The organism is Pseudomonas sp. NFACC51 (assembly GCF_900103575.1).
Lineage (GTDB): Bacteria > Pseudomonadota > Gammaproteobacteria > Pseudomonadales > Pseudomonadaceae > Aquipseudomonas > Aquipseudomonas fluorescens_Q.
Genome location: NZ_FMXH01000007.1, coordinates 67071 through 85041 on the forward strand (window position 1 = coordinate 67071; position 17971 = coordinate 85041).

Here is a 17971-nt window from a genome sequence, read left to right on the forward strand (position 1 = left end):
CGATTCATGTCTGAACAGCAGTGGCGGCTCAGGCAAACTGCCGGTTTTCCGGATGAGCCAGGCCGACGGCTGTGGTGTTGAAACCAAGCGCCGTTTGGGTTGTCGCACGCTCTCTGTTTATCTATCGAAAAAAGGAGGCTTCATGCCTTGGAAGCTCGCGTCATTGAGTACTCTGTTGGCCGCCGTGGTCTTGAGCGGTTGCAGCAGCACCTCGGAATCGACTCCCGAACCCGTGGCGACCGAGTCCGGTCACGGCCGTTGCGAAGCGAAGGGCGCCGAGTTCGCCATTGGCAAGCAGGCCTCGCCACAATTGCTGGAGCAGGCTCGTACCCGTGCCGGCGCGCAGATTGCCCGAATCCTCAAGCCCAACGACATGGTGACGCTTGAGTACCGCTCCGATCGCCTGAATCTCAATACCGATGCCAACCTGGTGGTCAACCGGGTGAACTGCGGCTGACCGGCGGTTTTCAATCGCCCATAAAAAACCCCGTCACATGGACGGGGTTTTTTTAGTGCGCCAAGAAATTACTCTGGGCGAACCTGTGCAGCTTGCATACCCTTTTGGCCTTTCTCAGCCACGAAGGAAACGGTCTGGCCTTCTTTCAGGCTTTTGAAACCGTCGCTTTCGATAGCTTTGAAGTGTACGAACAGGTCGTCACCGCCACCTTGAGGAGTGATGAAGCCGAAGCCTTTTTCATCGTTGAACCATTTAACGGTGCCGGTTTGGCGATTAGACATGGTGTATCTCCAAGAAACATATATTTTCAGTGTACTGTGCTGCTCAGGCCAACTGGGCACACCCGGGTATCATAGTCGAAATGTTCGATTTGGGACCCCCCCAGACGCGCTGTTTGCCAATCAGTCGTGTTTGCTTTGCCGCCTTTACCCGCTGAAAGGCCCGGTTTTAAAGGCTTTCAGCCGAAAGTAAAGACGATAAAAAAAGCTGTAAAACCTGAATAAATCGTTCAAAAAAGCCTGAAATCAGTGTTTTTCAACCCTGCCGGGCTCGTTCAGGAGGCCTGCTTTCTCACTTTTTCGCCTTGTTGTCAGCCTTGCATTTTGCGATCTGGCCCAGTGCCTTTTGCTGCAGATCCGGGGTGGCCTTGTTGTCCATCAAGGCCTGGATGTCCGAGGCTGGATAGGACTTGATCGCATCGGCGCCACAGGCGCAATGAGCCTTGGCAGCGGCCGGGCCGATCTGGGGTGTTGCCGCCTCCGTGCATTGGGCCATGTATTTTTCGCGCTCGCCTTTGGGCCAGTCGGCATGGGCGGTCAGTGGAAGCAGCAGGGCGAGTGGGGCGACTACTGCAAACAATGTATTGAGATGCATGCGAAGATGCTCCTTTCGGGTCGATGTCTTGATATCTGAGGCGTTGCGCTCGGTTCAGTTCAGCACTCTGGCATAAAAACCGTGGATTTACGCCTGCTTCAATTCGAGCGCGGCGATGACCGTTCATCTGTGCTAGCATGCCGGGCTCGGGTATTTCCAGGCTGCGGATGACAACTCGTCCCGGCGGCAAATGTTCGAAATAACCCTGATTTGAATCCCAGTCACTCTGGTTCGGTTTTCCCGGTTGGCCGCAAGGCTCCTGCCGCTGTAAGGCAGGCGTTCGTCATTGAATGGCCTGGACTGGATCTTGTACTGGCTCATCCCAACCCACGTGACCTTTGGTAGGGGTCACCACTAGGAGAGGAGGCGCCATGCCAACTATTACTCTTCCCGATGGCAGTCAACGTTCATTCGATCACCCGGTTTCCGTAGCCGAGGTCGCCGCATCCATCGGCGCGGGCCTGGCCAAGGCCACCCTGGCCGGCAAGGTCAACGGCAAACTGGTCGACGCCAGTGACGTCATCGACAGCGACGCCACGCTGCAAATCATCACGCCAAAGGATGAAGAGGGGCTGGAGATCATTCGCCACTCTTGCGCGCACCTGGTCGGCCACGCGGTCAAGCAGCTGTACCCGAGCGCGAAGATGGTCATCGGGCCGGTCATCGATGAAGGCTTCTATTACGACATCGCCTTCGAGCGTCCTTTCACGCCGGACGACATGGCGGCCATCGAACAGCGCATGCAGCAGCTGATCGAGAAGGATTACGACGTCATCAAGAAAGTCACCCCGCGCGCCGAAGTCATCGAAGTCTTCAAGGCCCGTGGAGAGGACTACAAGCTGCGTCTGGTGGAAGAGATGCCGGACGAGCAGGCCATGGGCCTGTACTACCACGAAGAATACGTCGACATGTGCCGCGGTCCGCACGTGCCGAACACGCGTTTCCTCAAATCCTTCAAGCTGACCAAGCTGTCCGGTGCCTACTGGCGTGGCGATGCGAAGAACGAGCAGTTGCAGCGCGTCTATGGCACTGCCTGGGCCGACAAGAAGCAACTGGCGGCCTACATCCAGCGTATCGAAGAAGCCGAGAAGCGCGATCACCGCAAGATCGGCAAGCGCCTGGGCCTGTTCCACACCCAGGAAGAATCCCCGGGCATGGTGTTCTGGCACCCGAACGGCTGGACCCTGTACCAGGTGCTCGAGCAGTACATGCGCCAGGTCCAGCGTGAAAACGGCTACCTCGAGATCAAGACACCGCAAGTGGTGGACCGCAGCCTGTGGGAGAAATCCGGGCACTGGGCCAACTACGCCGACAACATGTTCACCACCCAGTCGGAAAACCGCGACTACGCCATCAAGCCGATGAACTGCCCTTGCCACGTGCAGGTGTTCAACCAGGGCCTGAAAAGCTACCGCGAGTTGCCGATGCGCCTGGCCGAGTTCGGTGCCTGCCATCGTAACGAGCCTTCGGGTGCGCTGCACGGCATCATGCGTGTGCGTGCGTTCACCCAGGACGATGCGCACATTTTCTGCACTGAAGAGCAGATGCAGGCCGAATCCGCCGCCTTCATCAAGCTGACCATGGACGTCTACCGGGACTTCGGCTTCACCGAAGTCGAAATGAAACTGTCCACTCGTCCGGAAAAGCGCGTTGGCTCCGACGAACTGTGGGATCGCGCCGAAGCGGCCCTGGCGGCTGCCCTCGATAGCGCGGGCCTGGCGTACGACCTGCAGCCGGGTGAGGGGGCCTTCTACGGTCCGAAAATCGAATTCTCGCTGAAAGATTGCCTCGGTCGCGTGTGGCAGTGTGGTACCTTGCAGCTCGATTTCAACCTGCCGATCCGTCTGGGCGCCGAATACGTGTCCGAAGACAACAGTCGCAAGCACCCGGTCATGCTTCACCGCGCGATCCTCGGTTCCTTCGAGCGTTTCGTCGGGATCCTGATCGAGCACTACGAGGGTGCGTTCCCCGCGTGGCTGGCGCCGACCCAGGCAGTGATCATGAATATCACTGATAAACAGGCAGATTTTGCCGCCGAAGTCGAAAAAACTCTCAACCAAAGCGGATTTCGTGCCAAGTCCGACTTGAGAAATGAAAAGATCGGCTTTAAAATCCGCGAGCATACTTTGCTCAAGGTTCCCTTTCTCTTGGTTATTGGAGATCGGGAGGTCGAGATGCAGACTGTCGCTGTGCGTACTCGTGAAGGTGCTGACCTGGGCTCGATGCCCGTCGCCGAATTCGCTGAGTTCCTCGCGCAAGCGGTTTCCCGGCGTGGTCGCCCAGATTTGGAGTAATTATTATTAAGCGTGAAATGAGACAAGATAAACGAGCTGCACCGAAAGCCCCGATCAACGAGAATATCTCGGCACGCGAGGTTCGGTTAATTGGCGCTGACGGCGAGCAGATTGGCATCGTCTCGATTGATGAAGCGCTTCGTATTGCTGAAGAAGCCAAGCTTGATCTGGTAGAAATTTCCGCAGACGCAGTCCCACCGGTTTGCCGGGTGATGGACTACGGCAAGTCGATCTTCGAAAAGAAGAAGCAGATTGCCGCGGCGAAGAAAAACCAGAAGCAGATTCAGGTAAAAGAAATCAAGTTTCGTCCAGGGACGGAGGAAGGGGATTACCAGGTAAAACTGCGCAACCTGGTACGTTTCCTGAGTGACGGGGACAGGGCCAAGGTATCCTTGCGATTCCGCGGCCGTGAGATGGCCCACCAGGAGCTGGGGATGGAACTCCTCAAGCGGGTTGAACAAGACCTGCTCGAGTACGGTTCGGTCGAACAGCATCCTAAGATGGAAGGACGCCAGCTGATCATGGTCATCGCCCCGAAAAAGAAGAAGTAATCACCAGGGCACGGCAGGCCTTGCGATTATGTTTATCAACTGAATGCGGAGTATCCGAACATGCCAAAGATGAAAACCAAAAGTGGTGCTGCTAAGCGGTTTCTGAAAACTGCTAACGGTATCAAGCACAAGCACGCTTTCAAGAGCCACATCCTGACCAAAATGTCGACCAAGCGTAAGCGTCAACTGCGCGGTAGCAGCTTGCTGCATCCGTCTGACGTGGCAAAAGTCGAGCGCATGCTGCGCCTTCGTTAATTTTTGGATCAAGAATAGAGGAAGTAACTCATGGCTCGTGTAAAGCGTGGCGTCATTGCCCGTAAGCGTCACAAAAAAATTCTGAAACTTGCTAAAGGCTACTACGGCGCGCGTTCCCGCGTATTCCGTGTTGCCAAGCAAGCGGTAATCAAGGCAGGCCAATACGCCTACCGTGACCGTCGTCAGAAAAAACGTCAGTTCCGCGCTCTGTGGATCGCTCGTATCAACGCTGGTGCTCGTGTTAACGGTCTGTCCTACAGCCGTTTCATTGCCGGCCTGAAAAAAGCGTCCATCGAGATCGACCGTAAGGTTCTGGCTGATCTGGCAGTGAACGAAAAAGCGGCGTTTGCTGCGATTGTCGAGAAAGCTAAAGCCACCTTGGCTTAAGTACCCCCGACAGTCACCAGGGCTCACCTCTGTGGGCTCGGGTGTTAAACGTCATAAATAGGGGAAGAGCCTTAAAGCTCTTCCCCTATTTTGTATCTGGAGTCTGTACATGGAAAACCTGGATGCGCTGGTCGCTCAAGCACTAGAGGCTGTGCAAAGCGCTGAAGATATCAATGCCCTGGAGCAAATCCGGGTTCTGTACCTTGGCAAGAAGGGCGAGTTGACCCAGGTGATGAAGACCCTGGGGAACCTGCCGGCCGAAGAGCGTCCGCAGGTCGGTGCGCTGATCAACGTTGCCAAGGAACGTGTCACAGAGGTCCTTAACGCGCGCAAGGCGTTGTTCGAGGAGGCGGATCTGGCTGCCAAACTCGCCGCCGAGTCCATCGACGTGACCCTGCCTGGCCGTGGCCAGACTTCCGGCGGCCTGCATCCGGTCACCCGCACGCTGGAACGCATCGAGCAGTTCTTCACCCACATCGGCTACGGCATTGCCGAAGGCCCTGAGGTCGAAGACGACTACCACAACTTTGAAGCGCTCAACATCCCAGGCCATCACCCGGCCCGGTCGATGCATGACACCTTCTACTTCAATGCGAACATGCTGTTGCGCACCCATACCTCGCCGGTACAGGTCCGCACCATGGAATCGCAGCAGCCGCCGATCCGCATCGTCTGCCCAGGCCGTGTGTACCGCAGCGACTCCGATATCACCCACTCGCCGATGTTCCACCAGGTCGAAGGCCTGCTGGTTGATCGCGACATCAATTTCGCCGACCTCAAAGGCACGATCGAAGAGTTCCTGCGGGTGTTCTTCGAAAAAGAACTGGCCGTGCGTTTCCGCCCTTCGTACTTCCCGTTCACCGAGCCTTCCGCTGAAGTCGACATGGAATGCGTGATGTGCAGTGGCAAAGGCTGCCGCGTCTGCAAACAGACTGGCTGGCTGGAAGTCATGGGCTGCGGCATGGTTCACCCGAACGTGCTGCGTATGTCCGGTATCGATCCGGAAGAATTCTCGGGTTTTGCTTTCGGCATGGGCGCCGAGCGCCTGGCCATGCTGCGTTACGGTGTGAATGACTTGCGCCTGTTCTTCGACAACGACTTGCGATTCCTTGCGCAATTTCGCTAGGCCGCAGTCCGTAACGAATCTATTGGGAGAGCAGGATGAAATTCAGTGAACAGTGGCTGCGCGGCTGGGTAAGCCCGCAGGTAAGTCGGGACGAGCTGGTTGCTCGCCTGTCGATGGCCGGCCTCGAGGTCGATAGCGTCACGCCGGCCGCCGGTGATTTCAGCGGCGTGGTGGTGGGCGAGGTGTTGAGCACCGAGCAACACCCAGACGCTGACAAATTGCGGGTTTGCCAGGTCAGCAATGGCGCGGAAACCTTCCAGGTGGTCTGCGGCGCGCCCAACGTGCGCCCGGGTCTGAAGATCCCGTTCGCCATGATCGGTGCCGAGCTGCCGGGCGACTTCAAGATCAAGAAAGCCAAGCTGCGCGGCGTCGAGTCCAACGGCATGTTGTGCTCCCAGGCCGAGCTGCAGATTGGCGAAGGCAACGATGGCTTGATGGAACTGCCGGCGGATGCGCCGGTGGGCCAGGATATTCGTGAATACCTGGGCCTGGACGATGCGAGCATCGAGGTCGACCTGACGCCGAACCGTGGCGACTGCCTGTCCCTGGCCGGCCTGGCCCGCGAAGTCGGCGCGCTGTATGCCGTCCCCGTGACGCGTCCTGTGGTCGCGGCCGTGCCAGCGGTGCATGATGAGGTGCGTTCGGTTGAAGTCCTCGCGCCAGCGGCGTGCCCACGTTACCTGGGCCGCGTGATCCGTAACGTCGACCTGTCGAAGCCGACGCCGCTGTGGATGGTCGAGCGCCTGCGCCGTGCCGACGTGCGCAGCATCGACGCCGCCGTCGACATCACCAACTACGTGATGCTGGAGCTGGGTCAACCGCTGCACGCGTTCGATCTCGCCGAAATCAACGGCGGTATTCGCGTGCGCATGGCCGAAGAGGGCGAGAAGCTGGTCCTGCTCGACGGCCAGGAAGTGACCTTGCGCAGCGATACACTGGTGATTGCCGACCATTCCCGCGCCTTGGCGATTGCCGGCGTAATGGGGGGCGAGCACAGCGGCGTCTCCACCACGACCCGTGACGTATTCCTTGAAAGCGCGTTCTTCGACCAGATCGCAGTGGCTGGCAAGGCGCGCTCCTATGGGCTGCACACCGATGCCTCGCACCGTTACGAGCGTGGCGTGGACTGGCAACTGGCCCGTGAAGCCATGGAGCGCGCCACTGGCCTGCTGCTGGACATCACCGGTGGCGAAGCCGGCCCGATCATCGAAACCGTCAGCGAACAGCACCTGCCGAAGATCGCTCCGATCACCCTGCGTGCCCAACGCATCACCCAGATGCTGGGCATGGAAATGGACGCTGCCGAAGTCGAGCGCCTGCTCAGTGCCCTTGGCCTGGGTATCAGTGCGGATGGGGCAGGGCAGTGGCGCGTCGAAGTGCCAAGCCATCGCTTCGATATCAGCCTGGAAGTCGACCTGATCGAAGAACTGGCCCGCCTGTATGGCTACAACCGCCTGCCGGTTCGCTACCCGCAAGCACGCCTGGCCCCACAGGCCAAGGCTGAAGCTCGCAGCGACCTGCCGGAACTGCGCCGCCTGCTGGTGGCCCGCGGTTATCAGGAAGCGATCACCTACAGCTTCATCGATCCGCGTCAGTTCGAGCTGTTCAATCCGGGTGTCGAGCCGCTGTTGCTGGCCAACCCGATCTCCAACGACATGGCGGCCATGCGCTCGTCGCTGTGGCCTGGTTTGGTCAAATCGCTGCAGCACAACCTGAACCGTCAGCAGGATCGCGTGCGTCTGTTCGAAAGCGGCCTGCGCTTCGTCGGTCAACTGGACGGCTTGAAGCAAGAGTCGATGCTGGCCGGTGTGGTCTGCGGCAGTCGCTTGCCGGAAGGCTGGGCGCAAGGTCGCGATGTCGTCGATTTCTTCGACGTCAAGGCTGACGTGGAAGCGGTGCTCGGCTTCGCCGGTGCGCTCGACGCGTTCACTTTCGTGCCGGGCAAGCATCCAGCGCTGCATCCTGGACAGACCGCACGTATCGAGCGAGACGGGCGTGAAGTCGGCTATGTCGGTGCCATTCACCCGGAACTGTCGAAAACCCTGGGCCTTGATCGTCCGGTCTTCGTTTTCGAGCTGGTTCTGGCTGAAGTCGCCCAGGGGAAAATGCCGAAATTCCAGGAGTTATCGCGCTTTCCTGAAGTGCGTCGTGACCTGGCGCTGCTGGCTGATCGCGACGTTGCATCCAGCGCTGTGCTGGAGGTAATCCGTGAAAATGCAGGCGAATGGCTCACGGACCTCAGGCTATTTGACGTGTATCAGGGTAAAGGCATTGATCCGCATAGAAAAAGCCTTGCAGTTGGCTTGACCTGGCAGCATCCATCGCGCACTCTTAATGACGATGAGGTGAATACCGCAACGCAGAACATCCTCACCTCGCTCGAAAACAGGTTGAACGCCACGTTAAGGAAGTGACGTATGGGGGCTCTGACGAAAGCTGAGATGGCGGAACGTCTGTATGAGGAGCTGGGCCTGAATAAACGGGAGGCCAAAGAATTGGTCGAACTGTTTTTCGAAGAAATCAGGCACGCTCTGGAAGACAACGAGCAGGTCAAGTTGTCCGGTTTCGGCAATTTCGACCTTCGGGACAAACGCCAGCGGCCTGGCCGCAATCCGAAAACGGGAGAAGAAATCCCGATCACGGCTCGCCGTGTGGTCACCTTTCGTCCAGGGCAGAAGTTGAAGGCCCGAGTTGAGGCTTATGCTGGAACCAAGTCATAACGACGAACTACCCGTCATCCCGGGCAAACGCTACTTCACCATTGGTGAAGTCAGCGAGCTGTGTGCGGTAAAGCCGCACGTGCTGCGCTATTGGGAGCAGGAGTTTCCTCAACTCAACCCGGTCAAGCGCCGCGGAAACCGCCGGTATTATCAGCGACAAGACGTGCTGATGATCCGGCAGATCCGCGCGCTGCTGTACGATCAGGGGTTCACCATCGGCGGCGCACGCCTGCGCCTCTCCGGTGATGAGGCCAAAGACGATACAACCCAGTACAAACAGATGATCCGCCAGATGATCGCCGAGCTTGAAGATGTGCTGGTGGTGCTCAAGAAATAAATTTCTGCTTTTAAATACTTCCAGTTTTCAAAAGCTTGCGATATATTCCTGAGCGTTCCGTTGAGAAGCGGAACAAGATTCACGCCTAGTCGGGGCGTAGCGCAGTCCGGTAGCGCACTAGCATGGGGTGCTAGGGGTCGAGTGTTCGAATCACTCCGTCCCGACCATATTTTTCAATGACTTAGCCCAATCTGAAAAGGTTGGGCTTTTTCATGCCTAAAAAATACCCCCGCATTGCCTGGGTGGCAGGGCTGAAAATCCAGAGCCGTTTCTAACGTTCCTGCTTCATCCACCAGGTTCTGTCATGGACGAAAACGGCCCCAGTGCTCATCCAACAATACGTTCGGTTGTCGTGGCTCACCTTGAAGCACTGTTGCGAGAGTCGGTCATGGCCGACAAGGCCACGGAGGTCGCGGCTGTGCGTGTTTCTACACCTAACTTCACATACACATGTTCCAGATGTTTGTTCACGGTGCGTGGGCTCAGATCAAGAATGGTGCCGATGTCGCGGTTGGTCTTGCCGCAGGCCACCCAGCGCAGAACCTCGACTTCCCGACCGGTGAGCTGAAAGCGTGCCGACAGCACCCTGTGCGCCGGCTCGTCGTCCAGGCTCGGCGGGGCTGGTTGTGACGCCGCTCGGGCTGACAGCAGGATGCGCGAGGTGCGCAGGTGCGCGGCGACCCGGGCCAGCACTTCGTCGGTCTGGATCGGCTTGGTCACGTAGTCGCTGCCACCCACTTCAAAGCCCTGGACCACATGCCTGCTTTCCGTCAGCGCGGTCATGAACAGCACTGGAATATCGGCGTTGGCCGGTTGCTCCTTGATCCGCCGGCAGGTCTCGAAGCCGTCCAGGCCCGGCATCATCGCATCCAGCAGGATCAGGTCTGGACGCCGGCGTTCGATGCGGTTCAGGGCGCTGAGCCCGTCGAGGGCCACCAGCACCATGTAGCCGGCATCATTGAGGGCGTCGGAGAGCATGGCGAGGTTGTCCGGGGTGTCGTCCACAATCAACACGACACCGGGTTCAGCGACTGTGGTCAGTGCATTCATCTTCTGCCTCCTTGAGGGCGCGGTTGATTTCGTCCAGGCGAAAATTTTTCAGCAGCTTGCGTAGCGAACTGATGAAAGGGGCGGTGGCTGGCGTCTCGGCCTGGATGGCGTCGAGTTTTTCGTGCAGACCGCGTACGTAGCCGATGGCGCTGAGTTCGCCGAGGGCGATGAGGTCAGGCTGTGAGGGCAATATCCCCGGTTCGGGGAATGTCGCAGGGGCTGGTTTTTCGCGGCGCAGCCAGTGCAGGTCGAGTTGTTTCTGGATCCGCTCGAGCAGCTCCGGGGTGTGTACCGGCTTGGCAAGGTAGTCGTTGCAGACACTGGCCAGGCTGCGCTCGCGCTCGTCGTTAAAGGCATTGGCCGATATCACGATGATCGGTGCCGTGGACAACGCATTGCGGCGGATCAGCCGGCTGGTTTCCCAGCCATCCATCGTCGGCATCGACAGGTCCATGAGAATCAGGTCCGGCCCCAGCAGGGCGACCTGGCGAATCGCTTCCTGGCCGTTGCTGGCCTGGACCACTTCAAAGCCCAGGGGCGTAAGCATGCCGCTGAGGACCTTGCGATGGTCCACATGGTCGTCCACTACCAGCACCAGACGCCGCGGCCCCTGGTAGCCGATGATGTCGTGTTCGACATGGATCACCGCTTGCGGCACCCGTACTTGCGAGAGAAACAGGCGCACCTGGAAACAGGTGCCCTTGTCCTGCTGACTCTTGACCTGCAACTCGCCGCCCATCAGCGAGGTGAGCATGCGGGTAATGGTCAGGCCCAGGCCAACGCCCTTGTCCTGGCGCATCAGATCACCGCGCTCGAAAGGCTGGAAGATTCGCTCGATGTGCTCGGGGTCGATGCCGATACCCGTGTCGATGATGTCGAAGGTTGCCGTCTCGCGCATGTAACTGACCCGCAGGCAGACTTCGCCGCTGTCGGTGAAATTGACCGCATTGCCCAACAGGTTGATGAGGATCTGCCGGACGCGCTTTTCGTCGCCTCGCACCACCGCCGGCATCTTGCCGATCAGCTCCAGGCGAAAGCGCAACCCTTTGTCCCGTGCTTGTGGGGTGAACATCAGCTCCAGATCGTGGATCAGTTCCGGAAAGGGGATTTCCGTCGGTTCCAGGCGCAATTTGCCAGCCTCGATCTTGGCCACATCGAGCAGGCCGTCGATCAGCGACAGCAGGTGCGAGCCGCTGCGCAGGATGGTCGCCAGGGCATCCTGATGCTGCTCCGGCATGGCCGCATCGCGCTGCAGGATCTGGGTAAAACCGAGGATGCTGTTCAACGGTGTACGCAGTTCGTGGGACAGTCCGGTGACGTAGCGACTCTTGGCCGCGTTGGCCGCCTCGGAAGCCTCCTTGGCATCTTGCAGGGCCTGGTCGGTCAAGCGGTGGGCTTCGATTTCCTGCATCAGCAGCAGGGTCTGGCGGTCCGATTCTTCCTGGGCCACGCGGCGGCTTTCCCGCGTCAGAACGACCCACCAGGCGAGGATGGCCGCCAGTACCGAGAGCGTCAGAAAGGCCTGGAAAAATGCCTGGTACAGCGTCGCCTGGGCTTGCGGCGAGTGGGGCAGTCCCTGGGAGGCCTGGCCATAGATCAGCGCCAGAGCGCCGCTGAGCATAAGGATCAGCGCGAGCAGCAGGCCCAGGTAATGCACTAGCCGGGTGTGCAGGCGTGGCACCGTTGCATTGGGCAGCAACCAATGCAACAGCGCTTCGAACTGCGCCGACAGACGCCCGTGAGGTTTGCAGCGATCGCCGCAACGCGCGTCCAGCGAACAGCAAAGTGAGCAGATGGGCGTGCTGTAGGCCGGACAGAAAGCCATGTCGGCGGTTTCGAACGGGTTGCTGCACAGGCCGCAGGTGATCAGCGTGCTCGGTGCCACCGGTTGCAGCAGTAGCGGATCGCTGGTGCGGGCAATGTAATAGCGGCTGCGTGTGGCCCAGGCCAGCAGCGGGGTCATGACCAGCGAGGTGCCGAGGGCGACGAAGGGCGGGGCGGCCTGGGCCAGCGCACCAAATAGACCGAAGTGGGCGAGGACCGACAGCAGCGAGGCAATCAGCATGGAGCCGACGCCCACCGGGTTGATGTCGTAGAGGTGAGCGCGCTTGAACTCGATGTATTTCGGTGACAACCCCAAGGGTTTGTTGATCACCAGGTCGGCGACCACCGAGCCGATCCAGGCGATGGCGATGTTGGCGTAGAGACCGAGCACCTGGTCGATGACGTCGAATACCCCCAGCTCCATCAGCATCAGGGCAATCGCCACATTGAACACCAGCCAAACTACGCGGCCGGGGTGACTGTGGGTGACCCGGGCGAAAAAGTTCGACCAGGCCAGGGAGCCGGCGTAGGCGTTGGTCAGGTTGATCTTCATCTGCGAGACGAAGACGAACAGCACCATGGCCGCCAGGGCCCATTCCGGCGAGGCGAACACATAACCGAAGGCCACCAGGTACATCTGGGTCGGCTCCGTAGCGCGCTCGATGGGGATCTCGTGTTGCAGGGCGAGAAACGCCAGGAAGGCGCCAGCGAACATTTTCAGGGCGCCGGGCAGGATCCAGCCGGGGCCGGCGCAGAGCAGGGCGGCCCACCAGCGCTTGCGGTTGGACGCGGTTTTTTCCGGCAGGAAGCGCAGGTAGTCGACCTGTTCGCCGATCTGCGTCACCAGGGACAGGGCCACGGTACAGGCCGCGCAAAACGCCAGCAGATTGAAGTCGCCGCTGGCATCACGGCCCTGGAAACTGGTCCAGTCGCTGAAGGCCTCGGGGTTTTTTAGCAGCACAAACAGATAGGGCAGCACCAGCAGCACCAGCCACAACGGCTGGGTCCAGAGTTGCAGGCGGCTGATCAGGGTCACCCCATAGGCCACCAGGGGGATCACCAGCACAGAGCAGATCACATAGGCAAAGGCCAATGGGATATGGAAGTACAGCTCCAAGGCCAGGGCCATGATCGCTGCTTCCAGGGCGAAGAACAGAAAGGTGAAGCTGGCGTAGATCAGTGAGGTGATGGTCGAGCCGATGTAGCCGAAGCCGGCACCGCGGGTCAACAGGTCCATATCGACGCCGTAGCGGGCGGCGTAGTAGCTGACGGGCAGGCCGGTGAGGAAGATGATCAGGCTCACGGCGAGAATCGCCCAGAAGGTGTTGGTGAAGCCGTAGCTCAGGGCCAGCACCCCGCCAATCGCCTCCAGGGCCAGGAACGACACCGCGCCCAGGGCGGTGTTGGCGATGCGCAGTTCCGACCACCTGCGAAAGGACTTTGGTGTGTAACGCAGGGCGTAGTCTTCCATGGTTTCGTCGGCGACCCAGCTGTTGTAGTCGCGACGGATCTTGGCGATGCGCTGGGTGCCAGGTGGAAGCACGACGAAAGACTCCTGGGGTCAAGGCGCTCCGTGCCTGGCGGGTGTGCCCGTGGCGGATAGCCGAGCAATTTTCATGCCCTGCACCGCGCCGTCTTGCCGCGCCAACTGTTGCCTGCGCGCGCGTCCGCGCAGTGCCGTTCAGGCGGGGCCTGGAGCGATAGCCTGCGCCGCCTTGGTGCATTTTTCCCTACGTCAAATGACGTATGCGCTTACGTCAGGCTGCGTATACCCGTCGCCGATCCGCGCAGCCATGCTGATGCCACCACCGTTGCCGGCCGCCCCAAGGCGAGCTGTCAGCGTCACCGCAGAGGAGTAGCAGCATGGAACCACGATTGATCCGGACCAAAGGCCTGTTGCCGCGCCGCCTGGCGCTGGGGGCGGCGGCCCTGTCGCTATTGGCTGCCAGTGTGTTCAGCCAGGGTGTATGGGCCGACGAGGCCAATAGCACCGGCCTGGCGGTGACCGCCACTGAAGTCACGGTCGGCCAGTTGCACTCGGCCACCGGCACCATGGCGATTTCCGAGACCGGTTCGATCCAGGCCGAACGCCTGGCCATTGAGCAGATCAACGCTTCAGGCGGCATCCTCGGTCGGCAGATCAAGGTGATCCAAGAAGACGGCGCCTCCGACTGGCCGACCTTCGCCGAGAAGGCCAAGAAGCTTCTGGTCAACGACAAGGTGGCCACGGTGTTCGGCTGCTGGACCTCGGCGTCGCGCAAGGCTGTGCTGCCGATCTTCGAGAAAGAAAACGGCCTGCTTTACTACCCGACTTTCTACGAGGGGCTGGAGCAGTCGAAGAACGTGATCTACACGGGCCAGGAAGCCACCCAGCAAATCCTCGCCAGCCTCGACTGGATCGCCAAGACCAAAGGCGCCAAAACCTTCTACCTGGTGGGATCGGACTATATCTGGCCACGCACCTCGATGAAGATTGCCCGCAAGCACATTGAAAACGTGCTGCACGGCACCGTGGTCGGCGAAGACTATTACCCGCTCGGCAACACCCAGTTCGGTTCGCTGATCAACAAAGTCAAGTTGAAGAAGCCCGACGTGGTGTTCGCGGCAGTGGTGGGTGGCTCCAACGTGGCCTTCTACAAGCAACTCAATGCGGCGGGTGTCAATTCGGCCAAGCAGACCTTGCTCACGCTCTCGGTCACCGAAGATGAGTTGCTGGGCATCGGCGGTGAGAACATGGCCGGTTTCTATGCCTCGATGAAGTACTTCCAGAGCCTGGACAACCCCAACAACAAAGCCTTCGTCGACGCTTTCAAGGCCAAGTACGGCAAGGATTCGGTGATCGGCGACGTGACCCAGGCCGCGTACCTGGGCCCATGGTTGTGGAAGGCCGCGGTGGAAAAAGCCGGCAGCTTCGATGTCGACAAAGTGGTTGCAGCCTCGCCGGGCATCGAGTTGAAAACCGCGCCTGAAGGCTACGTCAAAGTGCATGAAAACCATCACCTGTGGAGCAAGACCCGCATCGGTGAAGTGCAGCCCGATGGCCAGTTCAAAGTGGTGTTCGAGTCCGATCTGATCGAGCCGAATCCGTTCCCTAAAGGCTATCAGTAAGGTCTGGGCCATCACGGCAAGCCGACTCCAACACTCCGTAGGAGCTGGCTTGCCGGCGATGGAGCTCCAACGTTTTTCCACATCCTCCCTCCAAGCAGGAGTCCATCATCATGGAATGGCTATCGGAATTTGGTGCCATCGCGGCGATGCAGGGGTTCAACGGCTTGTCCGTGTTCTGTGTGCTGCTGTTGATGGCATTGGGGCTGGCGATCATTTTCGGCCAGATGGGGGTCATCAACATGGCCCACGGCGAGTTCCTCACGATCGGCGCCTACACCACCTATGTCTGTTCGAGCCTGACCAGTCATTTCGCTCCGTGGTTTCAACCCTATTATTTTTTCCTCGCCATCGCCCTGTCGTTTCTGGTGGCCGGGGCCATCGGCTGGCTGGTGGAGTGGGCGATGATCAGTCGGCTCTACAAGCGTCCGTTGGACACATTGCTGGCGACCTGGGGGCTGTCCCTAGTGATGCAGCAGACCTTCCGTTCGGTGTTCGGCGCCCGTGAAGTCAGCGCCACGCCGCCGGAGTGGCTGATGGGTTCGTTCAACTTCACCGAGTCCATCGAGATCCCGCGCAACGGTCTGTTCATGATGGCCCTGACCCTGCTGCTCACCGCGGCCATTTTTCTCTTGCTCTACCGCTCACGCTGGGGCCTGCAAGTGCGGGCCACGGTGCAAAACCGGCTGATGAGCCGTGCCGTGGGCATCAACACGCGCAAGGTCGACCGCATGACCTTTGCCCTCGGTTGTGGTGTCGCGGGGGTGGCCGGCGCGGCCTTTACCACCATTGGCTCCACCGGGCCCACCGCGGGCTCGCAGTACATAGTCGACACCTTCCTGGTGGTGGTCTTCGGCGGCGCACAAAGCCTGTTCGGCACTATTGCGTCGGCGTTCGTCATTGCCCAGACCCAATCGATCTCGGAGTTCTTCCTCAGTGGTTCGATGGCCAAGGTGCTGACCTTGTCCGGGGTGATTCTGATCCTGATGTTGCGCCCTCAAGGGTTGTTCTCCATCAAAGTGCGCAAGTAGAGGCGAGCCAATGAAGCTTTTAGACAAGATGCTGGCGGGCAAGCATAACCTGTTGGGCGTGGCCCTGTTGGCGCTGCTGATTCTCGTGGTCTTCCCGCTGACCCTGGATGCCTTTCGCCTGAACATGGTGGGCAAGTACCTGACCTATGCCTTCGTCGCTGTCGGCCTGGTGCTGTGTTGGGGCTATGGCGGCATTCTCAGCCTCGGGCAAGGGGTGTTCTTCGGCGTCGGCGGCTACTGCATGGCGATGTTTCTCAAGCTCGAAGCCTCCGACCCGCAGAGCACCAAAATCCAGTCGACGCCGGGCATTCCGGATTTCATGGACTGGAACCAGATCACCGAACTGCCGTGGCTCTGGGTACCGTTCCACAGTTTCAGCTTCACCCTGTTGGCGGTGATCCTGGTGCCGGTAGGGCTGGCCTTCATCATTGGCATGGCGCTGTTCAAGCGGCGGGTGGGGGATGTTTATTTCTCTATCGTCAGCCAGGCCATCGCGCTGATTCTCACGGTGCTGATCGTCGGCCAGCAGGGCCTGACCGGCGGAGTCAACGGCATCACCGATCTCAAGACGCTGCTCGGCTGGGACCTGCGCAGTGACAGCGCCAAGCTGCTGCTGTACTTCATCAACGCGGCCTTGTTGTTCGGCTGCATTTTCATCGGCCGTTTCGTCCTTGCGTCGAAGCTCGGGCGGCTGCTGATGGCGATGCGCGATAAAGAGGAGCGGGTGCGCTTCTCCGGTTATGACGTGGCCAGTTTCAAGATTTTCGTGTTCTGCATCGCCGCTGCCTTCTCGGCCATAGGCGGCGCCATGTTCGCCTTGCTGGTGGGCTTCATGTCGCCTTCGTTCGTCGGCATCGTGCCATCCATCGAGATGGTGATCTTTGCCGCTGTCGGCGGGCGCATGTCGCTGCTCGGCGCGGTGTATGGGGCCTTGCTGGTGAACTACGGCAAGACCTATTTCTCCGAGTCCTTCCCCGAATTGTGGCTGTACCTGATGGGCGGGCTGTTCATTGCCGTGGTCATGTACTTCCCCAATGGTTTGGCCGGACTTTGGGACAGCCATGGCCGCCAGACCCTTGGCCGTTTATTGCGGCGTACCCCGCAGCAAGCTGCCGTTGCCGCGCCCCTGCCGGAGACGTCGCGCACTGCACCGCCGACCCCTGCTTCTGAACGCCCTTCGCTGGAGACGCAACCATGACCGCCGTAGGTTTTCAGATGAACAAGCCGGTGCTGGTTATCGAGGGGCTGACGGTGTCCTTCGACGGTTTCAAGGCCGTGGACAACCTCAACCTGTACATCGACCGCAATGAAGTGCGGGTGGTGATCGGGCCCAACGGCGCAGGCAAGACCACGGTGCTCGACCTGATCTGCGGCAAGACCCGCGCCACCAGCGGCAGCATCCAGTTCGATGGAAAGGAACTGACCAGGATGCGCGAGTACAACATCGTCCGTGCCGGTGTCGGGCGCAAATTCCAGAACCCGTCGATCTACGAAAACCTCACGGTGTTCGAGAACCTGGAGATGTCCTACCCGGCGGGGCGCAAGGTGTTTGGCGCGTTGTTCTTCAAACGCAGTGCCGCAGTGATTGCCCGGGTTGAAGAGGTGGCGCGGGAGATCTTTCTCGGCGAGCTGTTGCAGCAACAGGCCGACCTGCTGTCCCACGGCCAGAAGCAGTGGCTGGAGATCGGCATGCTGCTGATGCAGGACCCTGACCTGTTGATGCTCGATGAACCGGTCGCAGGGATGAGCGTCAACGAGCGCGTACAGACTGCGGAACTGCTCAAGCGCATCAGCCAGGGCCGCTCGGTGCTGGTGATCGAACACGACATGGAATTCGTCAAGAGCATCGCCCATAAGGTCACGGTGCTGCATCAGGGCAAGGTCCTGGCCGAGGGCAGCATGGAGTCGGTGCAGAGCAACCCGAAAGTCATCGAAGTCTATTTAGGCCATTGAGGAAGCAG

The 17971-nt window shown here is 59.6% G+C and carries 17 protein-coding genes and 1 tRNA gene; 14 read left to right on the forward strand and 4 right to left on the reverse strand.

What is annotated here, in order from left to right:
- Window positions 1–142 precede the first annotated feature (142 nt).
- Window positions 143–457 carry an I78 family peptidase inhibitor gene (locus BLT00_RS15480; protein WP_092144389.1) on the forward strand — a complete coding sequence of 105 codons (315 nt, stop codon included), beginning with the start codon at window positions 143–145 and terminating at the stop codon, window positions 455–457.
- Between the two features lie 68 nt (window positions 458–525).
- On the opposite strand, the gene BLT00_RS15485 is transcribed toward BLT00_RS15480, so the two are convergent.
- Window positions 526–738 carry a cold-shock protein gene (locus tag BLT00_RS15485; protein WP_003179963.1) on the reverse strand — a complete coding sequence of 71 codons (213 nt, stop codon included), beginning with the start codon at window positions 736–738 and terminating at the stop codon, window positions 526–528.
- 289 nt (window positions 739–1027) lie between these two features.
- Complete coding sequence (locus tag BLT00_RS15490; RefSeq protein ID WP_092144391.1) at window positions 1028–1330, reverse strand: hypothetical protein; 303 nt, start codon at window positions 1328–1330, stop codon at window positions 1028–1030.
- 371 nt (window positions 1331–1701) lie between these two features.
- Here BLT00_RS15490 and thrS point away from each other — a divergent pair, with 371 nt between their 5' ends.
- The 9 genes from thrS (at window position 1702) to BLT00_RS15535 (ending at window position 9167) form a co-directional block, all read left to right on the forward strand.
- Window positions 1702–3624 carry a threonine--tRNA ligase gene (gene thrS / locus BLT00_RS15495; RefSeq protein ID WP_092144393.1) on the forward strand — a complete coding sequence of 641 codons (1923 nt, stop codon included), beginning with the start codon at window positions 1702–1704 and terminating at the stop codon, window positions 3622–3624.
- Window positions 3624–4175: a translation initiation factor IF-3 gene (gene infC, locus BLT00_RS15500; RefSeq protein WP_169432615.1), complete on the forward strand. Its 552-nt coding sequence runs from the start codon at window positions 3624–3626 to the stop codon at window positions 4173–4175. The genes thrS and infC overlap by 1 nt, the downstream gene beginning before the upstream one ends.
- Before the next feature lie 60 nt (window positions 4176–4235).
- Window positions 4236–4430: a 50S ribosomal protein L35 gene (gene rpmI / locus BLT00_RS15505; RefSeq protein WP_002553160.1), complete on the forward strand. Its 195-nt coding sequence runs from the start codon at window positions 4236–4238 to the stop codon at window positions 4428–4430.
- A 30-nt stretch (window positions 4431–4460) separates the two neighbouring features.
- Window positions 4461–4817 (forward strand): 50S ribosomal protein L20, encoded by a 357-nt coding sequence (gene rplT / locus BLT00_RS15510; protein WP_002553161.1) that lies wholly within the window; start codon window positions 4461–4463, stop codon window positions 4815–4817.
- Between the two features lie 109 nt (window positions 4818–4926).
- Entirely contained in the window at window positions 4927–5943 is a 1017-nt protein-coding gene (gene pheS, locus BLT00_RS15515) for a phenylalanine--tRNA ligase subunit alpha (protein ID WP_063320398.1), read from the forward strand.
- 35 nt (window positions 5944–5978) lie between these two features.
- Window positions 5979–8357, forward strand: coding sequence for a phenylalanine--tRNA ligase subunit beta (gene pheT / locus BLT00_RS15520; protein WP_092144395.1), 2379 nt, complete (start codon window positions 5979–5981; stop codon window positions 8355–8357).
- Between the two features lie 3 nt (window positions 8358–8360).
- Entirely contained in the window at window positions 8361–8663 is a 303-nt protein-coding gene (gene ihfA, locus BLT00_RS15525) for an integration host factor subunit alpha (RefSeq protein ID WP_002553164.1), read from the forward strand.
- Window positions 8644–9000, forward strand: coding sequence for a MerR family transcriptional regulator (locus BLT00_RS15530; RefSeq protein WP_003179985.1), 357 nt, complete (start codon window positions 8644–8646; stop codon window positions 8998–9000). The genes ihfA and BLT00_RS15530 overlap by 20 nt, the downstream gene beginning before the upstream one ends.
- A 90-nt stretch (window positions 9001–9090) precedes the next feature.
- Window positions 9091–9167: transfer RNA gene (locus tag BLT00_RS15535), tRNA-Pro, on the forward strand.
- A gap of 190 nt (window positions 9168–9357) precedes the next feature.
- Here the strand turns inward: BLT00_RS15535 and BLT00_RS15540 are convergent.
- Both BLT00_RS15540 and BLT00_RS15545 read right to left on the reverse strand, forming a co-directional pair.
- Window positions 9358–10050 (reverse strand): response regulator, encoded by a 693-nt coding sequence (locus BLT00_RS15540; protein WP_092144399.1) that lies wholly within the window; start codon window positions 10048–10050, stop codon window positions 9358–9360.
- Complete coding sequence (locus BLT00_RS15545) at window positions 10025–13417, reverse strand: ATP-binding protein (RefSeq protein WP_092144401.1); 3393 nt, start codon at window positions 13415–13417, stop codon at window positions 10025–10027. Before BLT00_RS15545 ends, BLT00_RS15540 begins: the two co-directional genes overlap by 26 nt.
- A 320-nt stretch (window positions 13418–13737) precedes the next feature.
- On the opposite strand from BLT00_RS15545, the gene urtA reads away from it, so the two are divergent.
- The 4 genes from urtA to urtD all read left to right on the forward strand — a co-directional run bounded on the left by urtA (window position 13738) and on the right by urtD (window position 17963).
- Window positions 13738–14982: an urea ABC transporter substrate-binding protein gene (gene urtA, locus BLT00_RS15550; protein WP_092144403.1), complete on the forward strand. Its 1245-nt coding sequence runs from the start codon at window positions 13738–13740 to the stop codon at window positions 14980–14982.
- A gap of 110 nt (window positions 14983–15092) precedes the next feature.
- Window positions 15093–16010: an urea ABC transporter permease subunit UrtB gene (gene urtB, locus BLT00_RS15555; RefSeq protein ID WP_170867292.1), complete on the forward strand. Its 918-nt coding sequence runs from the start codon at window positions 15093–15095 to the stop codon at window positions 16008–16010.
- 10 nt (window positions 16011–16020) lie between these two features.
- Window positions 16021–17208: an urea ABC transporter permease subunit UrtC gene (gene urtC, locus BLT00_RS15560; RefSeq protein WP_092144405.1), complete on the forward strand. Its 1188-nt coding sequence runs from the start codon at window positions 16021–16023 to the stop codon at window positions 17206–17208.
- Complete coding sequence (urtD, locus tag BLT00_RS15565; RefSeq protein WP_092144407.1) at window positions 17205–17963, forward strand: urea ABC transporter ATP-binding protein UrtD; 759 nt, start codon at window positions 17205–17207, stop codon at window positions 17961–17963. The genes urtC and urtD overlap by 4 nt, the downstream gene beginning before the upstream one ends.
- Window positions 17964–17971: the final 8 nt, after the last annotated feature.

What these genes read in the sequence shown, in the direction of transcription:
- BLT00_RS15480 (WP_092144389.1), top strand. Translation starts at nt 143, where the DNA reads ATGCCTTGGAAGCTCGCGTCATTGAGTACTCTGTTGGCCGCCGTGGTC.
- BLT00_RS15485 (WP_003179963.1), bottom strand. Translation starts at nt 738, where the DNA reads ATGTCTAATCGCCAAACCGGCACCGTTAAATGGTTCAACGATGAAAAA.
- BLT00_RS15490 (WP_092144391.1), bottom strand. Translation starts at nt 1,330, where the DNA reads ATGCATCTCAATACATTGTTTGCAGTAGTCGCCCCACTCGCCCTGCTG.
- thrS (WP_092144393.1), top strand. Translation starts at nt 1,702, where the DNA reads ATGCCAACTATTACTCTTCCCGATGGCAGTCAACGTTCATTCGATCAC.
- rpmI (WP_002553160.1), top strand. Translation starts at nt 4,236, where the DNA reads ATGCCAAAGATGAAAACCAAAAGTGGTGCTGCTAAGCGGTTTCTGAAA.
- rplT (WP_002553161.1), top strand. Translation starts at nt 4,461, where the DNA reads ATGGCTCGTGTAAAGCGTGGCGTCATTGCCCGTAAGCGTCACAAAAAA.
- pheS (WP_063320398.1), top strand. Translation starts at nt 4,927, where the DNA reads ATGGAAAACCTGGATGCGCTGGTCGCTCAAGCACTAGAGGCTGTGCAA.
- pheT (WP_092144395.1), top strand. Translation starts at nt 5,979, where the DNA reads ATGAAATTCAGTGAACAGTGGCTGCGCGGCTGGGTAAGCCCGCAGGTA.
- ihfA (WP_002553164.1), top strand. Translation starts at nt 8,361, where the DNA reads ATGGGGGCTCTGACGAAAGCTGAGATGGCGGAACGTCTGTATGAGGAG.
- BLT00_RS15530 (WP_003179985.1), top strand. Translation starts at nt 8,644, where the DNA reads ATGCTGGAACCAAGTCATAACGACGAACTACCCGTCATCCCGGGCAAA.
- BLT00_RS15540 (WP_092144399.1), bottom strand. Translation starts at nt 10,050, where the DNA reads ATGAATGCACTGACCACAGTCGCTGAACCCGGTGTCGTGTTGATTGTG.
- urtA (WP_092144403.1), top strand. Translation starts at nt 13,738, where the DNA reads ATGGAACCACGATTGATCCGGACCAAAGGCCTGTTGCCGCGCCGCCTG.
- urtB (WP_170867292.1), top strand. Translation starts at nt 15,093, where the DNA reads ATGGAATGGCTATCGGAATTTGGTGCCATCGCGGCGATGCAGGGGTTC.
- urtC (WP_092144405.1), top strand. Translation starts at nt 16,021, where the DNA reads ATGAAGCTTTTAGACAAGATGCTGGCGGGCAAGCATAACCTGTTGGGC.
- urtD (WP_092144407.1), top strand. Translation starts at nt 17,205, where the DNA reads ATGACCGCCGTAGGTTTTCAGATGAACAAGCCGGTGCTGGTTATCGAG.